Raw genomic sequence first — 14,184 nt, forward strand, 5'->3', positions numbered from 1 at the left:
AAGAAAGCGCTGCTACGGATGAGAAAGGATCGGCCGAACTGTCACAAAAAAGATTGCTTGATAATAGTTATCTCGCTACCTTTGTTGATATACGATGCCGCACAAGCGGCGCATAACGCCGCACAAGCGGCGCATAACCTAGGGAGGAACGAAAATGAAAAGTTTTTTTAAAAGCACAAGCATGGCTTTGTGTGCAGTTCTGATGGCCACAACGGCGCATGCGGACATGGTTTTGATCAACAACGATTCAGGACCGAACCGTGGTGTACGTGCTGCAGCCGTTAACTACCTGACAGAGCAGATTGCCGAACGGACCGGCGGGGCTGTTACTGTGGAAAACAACTGGGGGGCCGCGCTTTTCAAGACGACGGCCGCGTTGGAATCCATTGGGATCGGCGTCGCGGACATGGGCGTTGTGGTCGGCCCTTACGCGCAATCAGTCATGCCCGAGCTGGCGTTGGGGTCCTTGGTTTTGCCCGACGCAAGTCCGTGGGTCATGATGAAGGCGATGAACGAACTGTTCACCACAAACGAAACCATCAAAGCGCGTATGGATGAGAAGAATGTTGTCTATGTAAACCACTATGCACTGCCACCGGGTCTGGTTGCCTGTAAAGGCGAAGGCATTTCCTCAATCGAGGACGTCCCAGGCAAAAAAATGGCGAACACCGGCGGTTTTAGTGCGCTGTTCAACGAACTTGGCGCGAACATGGTCAGTATGCCGATCTATGAGACGTACCAAGCAACTGAGACAGGTTTGGTCGATTGTTCGGTCACCTATTCCTACTTTGCCGTGGCAACCAAGCTGAACGAGCTGGTTGATACGATGACACCCGTGAACTTTGCGGCTGTGACGGTTGTGATCACCTTTATGAACAAAGACAGCTTTGAAAGCCTCGCGCCAGAACACCAGCAAGCGATCCGCGACATTGGCGCTGAAATGCCTGATTATTACGGTCGTACATTGGGCGCAGCTGACAAGCGCGCGATGGAGGTTATGTCCACGGGCGATGATGCCATATCTTTTTCTGAATTCTCTGCAGAAGATACAGAAGTTATCCGTAAAACAGGCGCAACTGTTACCGAAAAGTGGCTTGCCGATGCAAAAGCGACGGGGCTGGATGGCCAAGCCGTTCTGGACGAGTTGCTCGCACTGATCGAAAAATACAAAGAACTTGAGCCGGCCTAAGACGGCGAGCTTCGCCTGTCTGCAGGTGGAATTCTGATGGCCAACCCCTTGGCCATCAGACCATATTTCGGAGTTCCGACATGTTTAAACGTCTTGAATTTATCCTTGATACATTGGGGGCCATCGCCGTTGTTGCGCTGTGTCTGCTGATCGTTGGGTCGATCTTTAGCCGCGAAGTCTTGGGCGTCGGTATTCCAGACAATCTTATCCTTGTGCGCGAGCTTATGGTCCCAGCAATTCTGTTTCCGCTGAGTGCGGCGACCTCCCGCCGGTCGCATGTTGCGATCGAGGTGGTTGCAAACTTTTTCTCTGATGCGCTGAATCGTTGGATTGCGGTGCTTGCAGCACTTTGCGGCTTGGTAATCATGATGACGTTCTTTTACGCGTCATGGCTGCAAGTCACGTCGACTTGGCAAAGCGGGGCACATCATGGCGGCGATTTGTTAATCCCAAAATGGATCAGCCGCAGCGCCTGTGCCTTTGCGTTTTTCCTGACATCTCTTCGATTGCTGCAAATCCTATGGATCGACCTCAAAGCTGCAATTACCGGGCAACCTGCGCCCGCAACACTCTGATCTGAACGGAGCGCCCCTATGGACATGGCTACAATTGGACTTATCGCGTGCGTCGCGGTCATTCTCTTGCTTGCGATCCGAGTGCCGATTGGCTTTGCCATCGGGAGCGTCGCGGTTATTGCGCTCTTTATGGTCTTTGCGATGCGCACAGGTACCTTTATGCCGGAACGTGCCATTGGCCGTACTCTGTCGATTGTGTTTTCAAACGGATTTGATCTGATCCACTCGTATAATTTGTCGATGATCCCACTGTTCATCGCACTTGGGCAGGTTGCCTTTCGTGCCAACATCACGACCGAGATCTACGAGGCAGCGCGCGTTTGCCTATCGCGCCTACCCGGGGGGGTAGCGATTGCGTCCATTGCGGGCTGTGGTGGGTTTTCTGCCATCTCTGGATCTTCCATCGCCTGTGCGTCTACCATGGGGCGGATTTGCACGCCTGAAATGCTCAAGCTGAATTACGATCCGCGGTTGGCCACAGCCTGTGTCGCTGCAGGCGGTACACTGGGTGCATTGATCCCACCATCGATTTTGTTCATCGTTTATGCGATCTTTACCGAAACGTCTGTTGGTGATTTGTTCCTTGCCGGTATTTTCCCCGGCCTTTTGTCGATGCTGGGTTACACGACCGTCGTCTATATTTGGGTCAAACGGAACCCTTCTATTGCACCGGCTTCGGATGAAAGGTTCACAAACACCCAAAAAACTGCAGCGTTGTTTAGGGCATGGCCAGCCATGCTTTTGTTCACAGTGGTCGTCGGCGGTATTTATGGCGGAATTTTTACAGCCACTGAAGCCGCTGCAATTTCTCTGTTCACCGCAACACTGATTGGCATGGCGCGTAAGTTGATCAAACTGAGCGACATCATCCCAATGATCCGAGATATAGCCAGCACCAGCTGTGTTATCTTTTTCATCGCAGCCTGTGCGAAGGTGTTCATCACTGTCGTCGCATTGACCGGCCTGTCCAATTCTATGGTCAGCGCCTTGGGCGAGGCCAATATTGGGCCGTGGGGATTTATGTTCATGGTCTGCGTGATTTATCTGATGCTGGGTATGTTCCTTGATCCTGTGGGCATTGTTGTTCTGACTCTGCCGTTGATGATCCCGATGGTTGAAAGCTATGGCTTTGATTTAATCTGGTTTGGGGTTGTCATCGTAAAGTTGCTGGAGATTGGGTTAATCACCCCGCCTGTGGGTTTGAACGTGTTTGTCCTTGCTGCGGCAATCGACGGCAAAGTGCCAATTGGGCAGATATTCAGTGGCCTGTGGCGCTTTTTGATCAGTGATTTAATTGTCCTGATGTTGCTGATTGGGTTCCCCATCATTTCGCTGTTCTTGCCTGGGTCATAACGCTTGAGAGCCGTTATACAGGGGACCTGCATTGTATATCTGGCTTTCGATCAAGCGTCGTGCAATGCAAATGTCGTTGTAGTGTGAATTATGAGAAGGTTTTTGGATTATGGATAAGTGACAGGCTCTGATGAAGAAATGAATGGTGCTGATGCAGTGCTGGAAGCGCTCTGGCCGGCAAGCGAACCGCGGTTCTTCGGCCAGTTTTGGATATAGAGAGCAACGGTCAGCCGATCAGAAAGGCTCTTGAGGATGCGGCTTGGGAATTGGATCATCTCGACGGTGCGCCGGTCCTGCCTGCGTCCACGGCCAAGGTGGCCTCGTTGCGTTCCGAATATTGGCCCTAGTGGGTGTGGTTGGTTCAAGTGCAACGGCAGGAGAGATCATCAAAGGTAAGGTGACGCATGTCCGTGATGTTGACACGATTGAAGTGTCCGGTTTGCCCGTTCGACTGATTGGTTTAGACGGCCCAGAGCTTGATGAACGTGGCGGCAAAGCTGGAAAGCGTTTTATGCAAGGCTTGGTGTTGCACAAGCCAGTTCAATGCGAGTTGACCGGAGCAAAAACGTACGACAGGTGAGTTGGCACTTGCTACTTTAACGGCGTGTATATTGCCCAGATTGCCGTGAGTGAGGGATATGCGCGTGATTGCCCAAGATACTCACGAAGGCGCTACAAAAAATTCGAGACCTCCGCTAGCAGACGAATTCGGCGTAAATCTTATTGTCGGTGATGGCGTTTCATTTTCTTTGTCGATCTTGTGAACCAAAGGATTGGCTGCGGAGTGATAGATTAAGTTAACTTGTTAGTTAGAGCTATACCTTAAAGGGGCCACGGCGCTTTGCAACGCGTAATCAGGACATCCAACTTCTGTTTTTATCCAAATCACAAACGGTTCCCGTATTCCGAAAACTCACGGTGATGGACGTTTTCGGATGTTTGGTTTCAAGAAACTGTTTTAGGATACTCAGGGCCTGATCTAAGGGAGCGTCGAGCCGAGGCGGGGGGCTTTCCGTAAAACCCTTGTTTTGCGGAGGCTTTCGAATGGTTCCACCTTGATGGGATTTTTTCTTACCGATATTTGTAGCACGAAATTACCTGATGGCGGCAGCTACATTGAAAGAAGCATTAGGTCGAGGTCTGCGGTCCGCAATTGTTTGTACTGTTTATGCGCTGCCTAATGCAGCCGCTTCAAGCGCGACCAATATAATACCAGTATGTTTAGATGATGTATTGTATGAGTTACCTTACCAAGCAGGGTTATCTAGCAGTGGCCGGCAACTAAAAATTGGCGAGGGTGAAGACAAACCATCTTCAACATCACCCCCACGCTTTTGGCAGCCGGGACAGCCACCCTTGACTGTTTCGAAAATCAGGTATTCTTTAGGGGTGGGATCTGGCCCACCTATATCCGTTTTGGACTTTTTGTTGGGCCGAGAAAGTCAATTTGAAGTTTTTGAAATTTCTATTTATCCTAAAAGACGTGAATGGCCGTACCGGCACTTCCACTCCTTGGGGACTCCTTCTGACCTCAAGGAAGGGTCGGTACTTAAAATTACACACCTTAGCGATACTGGAAAAGGTGACTAATACAAGTCACTAAACTTCGGCATGTTTGGCAATCCAATATCCGTTAGGTGTTCAGCGGGACTTCCGGCCTACAGCGAAGACCCTAATAGATTTTCTTGCGACTTTAGTGGGTCTCTTCCTGACAAATCCCCGGTATTGGTTTCATTTAACGTTGGGTTAGATCTTGAAGGGCAGTGGCCCACAGGCGGAGACACATACTCCGGTTGGCAGCTTGCTATAGCTGACGTGGAAGAGGCTATTCAAAATTTAATTCCAAATCATGGTATGGTCAACGAATGCAAATAACGAATGATCAGGTAGAGTTCTTAGAAGTCGTAATAGCGGGAGATCTAACGTCTGATTATGTTATCTCGCTCGCCGATGTCTGAGGTGCCCTAGATTTGTAGATGCTTTGCTTGGTAATTTTAGAACCAAGGAGAGACGGATATGAACTGGACCTGTCGCGGTTTCGTGCCGCCCCAAGTGCTCGTTTAAGCCACCTTTCGTTCGAAGGCGACAGGGCTTTTCCAGCCCAGTGCTGAATGACGGCGTCGCGGATTGTATGGTACGCATTCAATGCGACGGACGAAGGTCGCACAGATTTACAAGAAGACCGGCAATCTGCGTGCTGTTCATTTGTTGCTCGGTCACACCAAGATGGACAGCACAGTGCGATATCTTGGCGTTGAGCTTGAAGACGCCTTGGCAATTTCGGAAGCTATTGAAATCTAAACCTTTGGGCCGTTCGTAAGGGACGGCCCATACTTGCCGTTAGATCACTGATCGTGATGCCGTGTCGCAGCGTGTATTGTCGTCATCCGCCGTACCCCCAAAACGGTGAGATGGTCGAACTCACAGCTTGTGGACGAAATTTGCCATTCGCAGTGGAATTCTGAACGTTAACTTTATCGAATGCCTCGGCAATCAGTGCGTTTCATTTGCGATGTGGTACGTCGTGAGCTTCATGAATAATCCAAAACCAGTATTATGGCTCGCTCACCTTTTTGCATAAAAGACATTTACCTGAGCAATGACCCGCGTCTTTTTTAACGACGACAACATCGCTATTCGCTCCAATAAGCGGCGATGTATGAACTGTTGGTTGGTCGTTGTGCTGTCTTTGCAGCCGCGCGGATGGTTTGCACTTTTGCTGTGTCAGCCGCGTACCAGAAATAGGCGTTAGGCTTGCCTTTCAAGGCGTTCAAAGCCTGAGATTGGAACAGGTCACTTTGCTCTGAGGTTAACCAGTTCAGGGCGATGCCATCAGGTGCTACGATGTCGTATCCGCAAGCGGCACCGTTTGCGGCCAGAAGGGTTGCGGTGCCTTTGGTACCGCTCGGCATGCTTTCCAGCAATCGTGCGATGGCGGGAAAGGCCGTTTCGTCACCAAAGAAGTGGATATCAGAAGTGTCCACCACGCCGCCGCCACCTGGACCGATCACGCCAATCTGTGTGCCGGGTGCAACCGTTGCGGCCCAATCCGAGACACGCCCGCCTTGGTGGATGAAGATATCAACATCCATAAACCCGGCTTCGCGATCAACCCAACGGCTGGTGTAGACCGGCTTGTGCACCGCTTTGTCACCCTTGGGCCAAATGGTGGCCCCGTTGGGTGCGACATGGGGCCATTCGATATTTAGTAGGCCTTCCGGGGGAAGCACAAAGCGGAAGTGGATGGCATCATCTGCAAAGCTCGTGAAGTCCTTGGCTTTCAGGCGTAGCCGCAAGAACGACGTGCCGATTTTCTCAACTGAGTAAACCGCCACAAAATGGAAATTTGGTGGTCGCGCACCGACCGTTTCGGTATCTGACCAGCGAATGTTCTTGGCGACCTCTGGGACGCTGTGCTCTATGTGCTCGACCAGACTTTCTTTCAGCATATAAAGCCAATCTGGTTTGGCGGCCGCGACTTGGGCACGGATGCCTTGATCTGTTGCCTCGAAATGGAAAACCCCGAAATCGGTTTCAACAGTGACGCATGTGTCGGTGTCTGCCAGAACTTTCAGCCCATGTTCTTCGGCTTCATGCAGCATCACCATACGTGTGGCGGTGAAATTGAGATTAGGTAACGTGGTTTCAGCGCTTAGCGGAAAGCTAGGATGGACAGACATAAGCAGACCCTTTCAAGAGGGGATAACATGAGGTGTGTGGTGAAGTGGATCGTCGATGACCGTGCATTCAAGATCGAAAATTTGACGCATGCCAGAAGGGGTGATCACATCCGCGGCGCTGCCTTGTGCCACGATCACACCAGCTTTGAGGGCGACGATGTGGTCGGCAAACCGTGCGGCCAAGTTGATATCATGTAGGACCATGACGATGGTGCGCCCCGTATCCTGGTTCAAGGATTTGACCATCTTCAACAGTTCGATCTGATGGGGCAGGTCAAGATACGTGGTGGGTTCGTCCAGCAGCAAGATGTCAGTGTCTTGGGCCAAGGTCATGGCGATCCATGCCCTTTGTCGTTGGCCACCTGACAATGCCGATAGTGGGCGCTGTGCATGACGACTAAGGTTGGTCACACTTAAGGCGTTTTCGACGGCCTCGGCATCACCTTGTGACCATTGGCGGATGGCGCTTTGATGCGGCGTGCGCCCGCGTGTGACAAGATCTTGCACCTGCAACCCTTCAGGAACAACAGGGGCTTGGGGCAGGATCGCCAGCCGTTTGGCCACAGACCTGCTGTTTTGGCGATGAATGGCTTTGCCATCCAAGTTGACGTGACCTGAGGTGGGCGATTGAAGCCGCGCAAGGCTGCGCAAAAGGGTCGACTTCCCGCACGCGTTGGGTCCAACGATCACCGTAACCTTATGATTTGGCACCTCTAAGGACAGCCCGCTTAGAACAGGTGCTTTGTCGTAAGTTACGCCAAGATGTTCGGCGCTCAGTCGGTGTGTCATATGATATTTCCTTTGCGGGCTTGCACCAGCAGCAACCACATCAGAACAGGTGCACCAATGATGGCCGTAAACACGCCCGTGGGCAGCGAAACAAACGGGATAAGTCGTGAGGCCGTGTCAGCAAGCAACGTGACCAACGCCCCAATTCCGCCAGCGGCCAGAAGGGCGGGTTTGCCACGACCCACCAAACGACGCGCAATCGGTCCGCTGACAAAGGCAACAAAGGGCAGTGGGCCTGCGACGCTAATGGCAAGCGCAACAAGTGCGACACCCGCTGCCGTGATCGTCAATCGTAAGAGGGAAACCGCCAAGCCAAGGCCGGTAGCGGTCTCATCCGAAAGGGACAATCGTGTAAGAACAAAGTTCAACCAAATGATCAAAGGCAACAAAAGGCCAAGCCCAACAGTGACGCGGATGACATCAGCCCAGCTGCGCGCATTCAGGGTCCCAATCAACCATTTTGCCATATCTGCCGCGGTCAACGCGTCCATACGTGTGATCAACAGGTCGGCAAAAGCCGAAAGTGTGAGGCTGACCCCAATCCCGATCAGGATCAAACGATAGGGATGCAAACCATTTTGCCATGACAGGACAAGAACCAGCATCGCAGCCAAGGCACCGCCAATCATGGCACCCAGTAAGACAAAACCACCACACGTCACCATGGCGAAAAGGGCACCACAACTGGCGCCTGCATTGAAGCCGATGATATCGGGGGAGGCCAGCGGATTGCGGAGCATGGTTTGGAACATGGCACCCGCAATCCCAAAGGCAGCCCCGGCACCCAGCGCCGCCAAGATACGGGGCAGACGCAAATCATAGACCACAAGCGTGTGCATCGGGTCGCTGTCGCCGGTCAGCGCTGCAAGAACGTCTTGGGTATTCATCGGGAAACTGCCGGCGCGCAAGGCGATGACGCAGGCGAAAATCATGCCCAGCCCAATCAAGAATGTCATCAGACCCGCACGGCGACTGACCTGCACAGAGACTGGACCTATCCGAATGACGCGGTTCACAGCGTGCCGCCCCCATGCTTTCGGACAATCCAAATCAGGACAGGTCCGCCCAGAAAGGCCGCCATAACCCCTGCCTGCATATTGCCGCCAAACAGGCTGAGACGGCCGGTAAGGTCTGCGCAAATCATCAGCACCGCCCCGAAGGTTGCGCTGAGCAAGACTTGCCAGCGCATATCGCTACCGGCGACTTTGCGGGCCAGATGGGGAACGACCAATCCCACGAAGGTAATTGGCCCAGCCAAAGACACCGTTGCCCCGCATAGTACTACAACAGTGAGTCCAATCAGGATTTGAGCCAAGCCAACGCGCACGCCAAGATTGCGCGCGGTGTCATTCCCAAGGCTTAGCGCATTTATGGTGGTTGCCGCGAACAGTGTGGCGATGCCGCCGACGGCAAAGAAGGGCAACAATGCCGCGAGGGTATCCAGCCTAATCCCGTTGAAACCACCTAAGACCCAGAACCGATAAACATCTAATGTTTGCTGACTGATCAAGAGCACGCCCCGTGTCAGCGCAAGGCCCAAAGCGCTCACGGCTGCTCCGGCTAAGATCAGTTGCGCTGGTGTGCCGCGCCCGGCGTTCCCCAACGCAAAAACCAGAACCGAAGCAGCCAAACCGCCACCGAGGGCGACCCAGATGAATTGTGCAGGATCGGACAGGCCAAGTATCCAGATGCAGATGACAACCCCAATAGACGCGCCCGCGTTGACACCCAGCAATCCGGGATCAGCCAAGGGATTGCGTGTCATGCCTTGCATCAGCGCGCCCGCGCTCGCTAAAGCCGCCCCAGCCAAAACAGCCGAAAGGAACCGAGGCAGGCGGATAACCTGTACCACCACATGATCGGGGTTTGTGGGGTCATAATCCGTAAGGGCGGACCAGATTTGTGTCCAGTCCACAGATCGCACCCCAAAGCTCAACGCGACCGGTGCCAGCAGACACAAAGCCATAAGAGACAGAGCCAAGCCCAGTTTGCGATGATCACTGGCAGATGCATGTATCGCGGTTTTGGTTTGCAAGATATCCGGTGTGGCTGTCATGTGCTAAGCCCCTTCCTAGCCGCCGAAGGCAGGCGCAATGCCAGCCTTTTGCATGCTGGGAACGACGGTGCGCGGATTGCCATCGGTTGCCGCCTCAAGCAGGGGAACCAAGGCGTCCAACGCATAGTCTAGGCTGAGCGGGCTTGAATGCGACAGCGCTGCACTCAACATGGGTGACGCGTAGACCTCGCGACCCTCTTTGAAAGCTCTCGTATGGGGGCGCAAAGGCATTTTCTGCAGGGTCGGAATAGAGCCCCCTGCGTCAAGCCAGATCAATGCATCAGTATCAATCGCCGACAGATCCTCATCCGGGATAGGCACGTAGAAATTATCGGCCATGGGGTGTTCGTTTATCGCAGCGGGTACTTTGAAACCGAGATCCTCAAGGAACCTGCCGCGGATATCCCGCGCGGTATATGCGCCTGTTTGACCGGGAAAGACCATAACCGCGCTGGCATTCTGCCACTCGGGGTGTTGGGCTTTGAGCGTGGTAAACCGCGTCTCTATTCTGTTGATAATCGCTTGCGCTTTGGCGGTTGTATCGGTGGCGCGTCCCAATGTGGCGAGCATGTCTTGCCAACGCATTCCGTAATCACCAAATCCTACCTGTGGCGCGATAGTTGGCGCAATCCGGGACAAGATTTTGTAATCTTGCTCGGAAATGCCGGACCACTGGCCAACAATCAGGTCGGGCCGCAGAGCCGCAATCTGTTCAAAATCGAGCTGGCCTTGCAGCACGATGGGCGTCGCATCACCCAAGGCTTCATGCCCCCAAGGCCAAACCCCAAAGGCATCCGTTCCATACCACTTGCGTAAAGCATAAGGTTTGACCCCAAGTGCCAGAAGGAAATCGTGGCCGATGTAACTGATCGAGACGACCTTTTGGGGTTCGTCCACAACGATGGTCGTGCCGTAACGGTGGGTAAAGTGTTGAGGAAAACCATCAGCCCATGTTGTGGTCACACTCATCACAAAAAGACTTACGGTAAGAGCGAAGCGCGACATGAGAGAACCTCTTTTTGAGGGTTGCAGGTGTTCCAACTGCCCGCAACGCATGATGTTTAAAAACGACGTGTTAAGCTGAGTTGGATTGTACGACCCGTGCCATAAGTACAGCCTCCCGCTTCGGCCAATGGCAGACCGGCTTGGGTCGCGGCCTCTGCGCCAGAAGTGCAAAACGTGACATCTTGACGGTCTGTCAGATTTCGCGCGGACAGTGTCGCGCTCCAATCATCCCATTCGTAGGCCACGGATGCATCGAACACAGTGAGATCAGAGATTTTACGAGTCGCTGTGTTTGCGGAGTCTGAGAACCGATCTCCCGTAAACCGTGCGCCAACGCCCAAGCTAAGACCATCAAAGCGTGGGGCCTGCACGTCGTAATTTAACCAAAGTGAGGCGCTGTGTTTTGGAATGCGCGCGACGCGATTGCCCTGATTGGTAGCATTTTGGGTGATTTTGGCATCGTTATAAGTATAATTGGCCAATACAGAGACGCCGTTTTTAAAGGCGTAGTTGGCGGACACTTCGACGCCTTGCGATCTGATTTCACCCACTTGTTCGACACGGGGGTCGCCAGCGAATTGGTTCAACGATTGGGTCGTGTTGTCTTTGGTCACGTCAAACAACGCAATGCTAAGCAATGAGTTGCTTCCTAAGGGGCGGAAACGTGCACCAATTTCATAAGATGTCGCTGTTTCAACTTCCAGAGGTTGGCTCGAGGCGTTGACCCCGACAGGTGGTAAGTTAAAGCTTGTGCCCGCGTTGGAGTACAAGGTCACACCATTACCAAAGGTGTGGGACACGCCAATATTGCCCGTTGTGTAATCGGTCTTGTTGCGTTGGCTAAAGCCGCTGGACACGGTTGTCATATCCACACGGTCGTGGCGCAATGATACGGTCACCAACCAATTGTCGGCGATTTCTGCGTTCGCTCCAAGATAGTATCCGACTTGTTTAATGTCTTGGGTGAATTCGATATCTGCTGCGACGGGAATTCCGGGTATGACCACGGTACTCTCTGTTAGCAGATTGCGATTTCCTGCGTATCGAAAGCTGTAGGTATTGTCATATTCGGCTTCGTAGTAATCGACGCCACCGATAATCTGACCGCTTACATTTCCGAACGAGAATTCTTTGACAAGCGCGTTGTCAAAGCTGAACTGGGTCGTGGTTTGATCGACATCAAAGTCGGTCATGATCGCTGAATCCACGGCACCCGCAACGCCTGTCGAAGAATAGAATGCCGCCGGATATGTTGTTTGATTAATCCAATCGTTTTCTGTAAAGCGGGCACGGGAGCGGAAGGTCAGACCGTTATCAAATGCATGATCCAGCTCGTAACCTAGGTAGTTTTGCGTGGTTTCGATAATGTTCCGGTCCGGGTTGCCAGAATAAAAATCATTGTCGTAGCTGGCAATCGGGTTGGCCAGCTGTGAGCCAAACTGTGGTACGATGACATATGTGTCCCCGACATCGTCTTTTTGGTATTGGCCAAAGAAGGTAATATTCGTGCGGTCTGTGGCCTTCCAGGTCAAAGAGGGCGCAAGATAAACACGACCTTCGTCAACTTCGTCAAACACAGTACCCGTTTCACCAAAGAGACCAACGAACCGATAGGCTATAGTGTCACTGAGCGGTCCCGTGACATCAAAGCCCAATTCTCCGCCACCATAGCTGTTCAATCGAGTGAGGATTTCGCCGCCATAGGTGAACTGGGGTCGTTTGGTCACAGCGTTCACCACGCCGCCGGGTTCGTTGGAACCATAAAGATCAGCTGTACCGCCACGTAGCACTTCTATTCGTTCAACCCCAAAGACCTCGGTGCGCCAGGCGCCCCAACCGAAGGTGCGCAAGGGCATGCCGTCGCGATAGGTTGATGTGGATTGACCTTCGTAGCCACGGATCGCGTATTGTTCATACCGGCTATCTGATCCGTAGGTTTGCACGGTCACGCCGGGTGTATAAGCAATGGCGTCTTCCAAAGACCTTGCGCCCTGATCTTCGACTTGTTCGCGGGTCACAACGGTGACGCTTCGTGGGGATTTTGCTAAATCACCCGGAAGGCCGCGGGTTGCAGTGCTGCTGGCTTCTGCTGCGTAACCTTCGTAGTTTTCCAACGGTGTGTCGGAAGTCCTTTTCAGCACGATGGTACCAAGATCAACCACGTCTGACGCGGTTTGCGCATGGGCAATGGAAATGACCATGGAAACGGCTAGGGCCAAGGGGCCAGTAAATGGTATTTTGGAATGTCGCGTCATATAATATCCCCGATTTGGGGGAATTCATCACCCCAATCCGCCGTTTTTAATGAGTTGCAGAGCGCGCACATTGCGGCTCAATTGCACCATAATGAATGGGATTGCTGGACAGGCTTTGATGGCATCTATCTTGCTGGTTCAGCGGTCGTTCGCTGTAATTGGTCTTTAATATACCTGATAAAAACTGTCAACATACCGTTGGTGGATAAATGGGGAAACTTTAAACTTTGGGTTGTAGGTGATTGACGACGGCAATCAGCCGCTTACTATTTATGTGCGTTAGACATACTAGCCAAGAAACTGGGCACCACAGCCAACTTCCCCAAAGCTGACGTTGGCTGTGGCGCAGCATTCGTGATAACCAGATGGCCGCAATGCGGACTTTGCTACTATTGGAATGTTACGACCAATGTCCGGTTTGTGTTTGCATGTCGCAAGTTCTGCTGGGGCACACCCGGAAGTAATTTTCCGGATGTGAGTTCTTTCTGCTGTGGATTTAGATGATCGCACTTAACGCCGTGTTGAAGGCGTCAGCCCGCGTGAGGAAGGGCGCGTGACCCGCGTCATCAATCCAGACCACATTGCCATCACAACCAGGTATGGTTTTTGCCATAAATTCACTAGCTGCAGGCAAGCAAATCGCATCATTACGGCCACAAATTATAGTCGTCGGTGCAGTGATTTGAGGCAACTCGCTAATTTGGTTTCGTGCCCCAGAGTTTCCAAAGGCAGTCATCGCCACTCCAACATCGGTTGCGGCAGCAATGGCTGTGAGTTTTTCAACAACAGCACCGTCTTCCGGCGCGATCATTCCACAAAATGCGCCACATCCGGTTGCAAAATCTTCCATCAGGAGCCCACCAAGTTGCTGCGCCGCTTCGCCCGGAAGCGCATGCGTAAAGGCATCATCCGCGACCAGCTGTGGTGTCGTGTCGACAAATACGAATTGCTTGAACGATGACCCGTTTTTAGCAGCCATTATTTGACCGATTGCACCACCCATTGACCACCCAACAAAGGTCACGTCTGTCAAACTGAGGCCCGCAACAACCGCTAGTAAATCATCGCAATGTTCTTCAAATGTCGTCTCTGGGCTGGTTGTGCTAGAGGCTCCAAACCCTCGCAAGTCAACACAAACCACACGGTGCGTTTCCGCAAAGGCTGCAATTTGTTTTGTCCAAACGGAATGGTCCATCATGATCCCGTGGACAAACAGTAACGCAGGTTTTTCGCCACCAGTGTCGGTCAGAAATATTTCATTATCGCCAATTTTCATTTCATG

General features: G+C 52.5%; 11 protein-coding genes and 1 pseudogene. 5 read left to right on the forward strand and 7 right to left on the reverse strand.

What is annotated here, in order from left to right; all coding sequences use genetic code 11:
• Window positions 1-154 precede the first annotated feature (154 nt).
• The 5 genes and pseudogenes from ABJL60_RS18680 to ABJL60_RS18700 all read left to right on the forward strand — a co-directional run.
• Window positions 155-1,189, forward strand: coding sequence for a C4-dicarboxylate TRAP transporter substrate-binding protein (locus ABJL60_RS18680; protein ID WP_348374301.1), 1,035 nt, complete (start codon window positions 155-157; stop codon window positions 1,187-1,189).
• 80 nt (window positions 1,190-1,269) lie between these two features.
• A complete protein-coding gene (locus ABJL60_RS18685; protein WP_348290310.1) occupies window positions 1,270-1,764 on the forward strand; it encodes a TRAP transporter small permease subunit in 495 nt (164 codons plus the stop codon).
• Between the two features lie 18 nt (window positions 1,765-1,782).
• Entirely contained in the window at window positions 1,783-3,117 is a 1,335-nt protein-coding gene (locus ABJL60_RS18690; protein ID WP_348374302.1) for a TRAP transporter large permease, read from the forward strand.
• A 1,101-nt stretch (window positions 3,118-4,218) separates the two neighbouring features.
• Window positions 4,219-4,707: a hypothetical protein gene (locus ABJL60_RS18695; protein ID WP_348290304.1), complete on the forward strand. Its 489-nt coding sequence runs from the start codon at window positions 4,219-4,221 to the stop codon at window positions 4,705-4,707.
• A gap of 540 nt (window positions 4,708-5,247) precedes the next feature.
• Window positions 5,248-5,418 (forward strand): annotated as a pseudogene (locus ABJL60_RS18700) (integrase); the annotation flags it as partial.
• Between the two features lie 332 nt (window positions 5,419-5,750).
• On the opposite strand, the gene ABJL60_RS18705 reads toward ABJL60_RS18700, so the two are convergent.
• From ABJL60_RS18705 to ABJL60_RS18735, 7 genes are all read right to left on the reverse strand, one after another.
• Window positions 5,751-6,797 (reverse strand): siderophore-interacting protein, encoded by a 1,047-nt coding sequence (locus tag ABJL60_RS18705; protein ID WP_348374303.1) that lies wholly within the window; start codon window positions 6,795-6,797, stop codon window positions 5,751-5,753.
• A gap of 12 nt (window positions 6,798-6,809) precedes the next feature.
• Window positions 6,810-7,586 (reverse strand): ABC transporter ATP-binding protein, encoded by a 777-nt coding sequence (locus tag ABJL60_RS18710; protein WP_348374304.1) that lies wholly within the window; start codon window positions 7,584-7,586, stop codon window positions 6,810-6,812.
• A complete protein-coding gene (locus ABJL60_RS18715) occupies window positions 7,583-8,602 on the reverse strand; it encodes an iron chelate uptake ABC transporter family permease subunit (RefSeq protein ID WP_348374305.1) in 1,020 nt (339 codons plus the stop codon). Before ABJL60_RS18715 ends, ABJL60_RS18710 begins: the two co-directional genes overlap by 4 nt.
• Window positions 8,599-9,642, reverse strand: coding sequence for an iron ABC transporter permease (locus tag ABJL60_RS18720; RefSeq protein ID WP_348374306.1), 1,044 nt, complete (start codon window positions 9,640-9,642; stop codon window positions 8,599-8,601). Before ABJL60_RS18720 ends, ABJL60_RS18715 begins: the two co-directional genes overlap by 4 nt.
• Window positions 9,643-9,657: 15 nt before the next feature.
• On the reverse strand, window positions 9,658-10,647 hold the full coding sequence (locus ABJL60_RS18725) for an iron-siderophore ABC transporter substrate-binding protein (protein WP_348374307.1): 990 nt from the start codon (window positions 10,645-10,647) through the stop codon (window positions 9,658-9,660).
• 56 nt (window positions 10,648-10,703) lie between these two features.
• Window positions 10,704-12,902: a TonB-dependent siderophore receptor gene (locus ABJL60_RS18730; RefSeq protein ID WP_348374308.1), complete on the reverse strand. Its 2,199-nt coding sequence runs from the start codon at window positions 12,900-12,902 to the stop codon at window positions 10,704-10,706.
• Window positions 12,903-13,398: 496 nt separating this feature from the next.
• A complete protein-coding gene (locus ABJL60_RS18735) occupies window positions 13,399-14,178 on the reverse strand; it encodes an alpha/beta hydrolase (RefSeq protein ID WP_348290290.1) in 780 nt (259 codons plus the stop codon).
• Between the last annotated feature and the right edge of the window lie 6 nt (window positions 14,179-14,184).

The sequence above is a fragment of the Ascidiaceihabitans sp. genome, from assembly GCF_039986515.1.
Classification (GTDB): domain Bacteria; phylum Pseudomonadota; class Alphaproteobacteria; order Rhodobacterales; family Rhodobacteraceae; genus Ascidiaceihabitans.

What these genes read in the sequence shown, in the direction of transcription:
- ABJL60_RS18680 (WP_348374301.1), top strand. Translation starts at nt 155, where the DNA reads ATGAAAAGTTTTTTTAAAAGCACAAGCATGGCTTTGTGTGCAGTTCTG.
- ABJL60_RS18685 (WP_348290310.1), top strand. Translation starts at nt 1,270, where the DNA reads ATGTTTAAACGTCTTGAATTTATCCTTGATACATTGGGGGCCATCGCC.
- ABJL60_RS18690 (WP_348374302.1), top strand. Translation starts at nt 1,783, where the DNA reads ATGGACATGGCTACAATTGGACTTATCGCGTGCGTCGCGGTCATTCTC.
- ABJL60_RS18695 (WP_348290304.1), top strand. Translation starts at nt 4,219, where the DNA reads ATGGCGGCAGCTACATTGAAAGAAGCATTAGGTCGAGGTCTGCGGTCC.
- ABJL60_RS18705 (WP_348374303.1), bottom strand. Translation starts at nt 6,797, where the DNA reads ATGTCTGTCCATCCTAGCTTTCCGCTAAGCGCTGAAACCACGTTACCT.
- ABJL60_RS18710 (WP_348374304.1), bottom strand. Translation starts at nt 7,586, where the DNA reads ATGACACACCGACTGAGCGCCGAACATCTTGGCGTAACTTACGACAAA.
- ABJL60_RS18720 (WP_348374306.1), bottom strand. Translation starts at nt 9,642, where the DNA reads ATGACAGCCACACCGGATATCTTGCAAACCAAAACCGCGATACATGCA.
- ABJL60_RS18725 (WP_348374307.1), bottom strand. Translation starts at nt 10,647, where the DNA reads ATGTCGCGCTTCGCTCTTACCGTAAGTCTTTTTGTGATGAGTGTGACC.
- ABJL60_RS18730 (WP_348374308.1), bottom strand. Translation starts at nt 12,902, where the DNA reads ATGACGCGACATTCCAAAATACCATTTACTGGCCCCTTGGCCCTAGCC.
- ABJL60_RS18735 (WP_348290290.1), bottom strand. Translation starts at nt 14,178, where the DNA reads ATGAAAATTGGCGATAATGAAATATTTCTGACCGACACTGGTGGCGAA.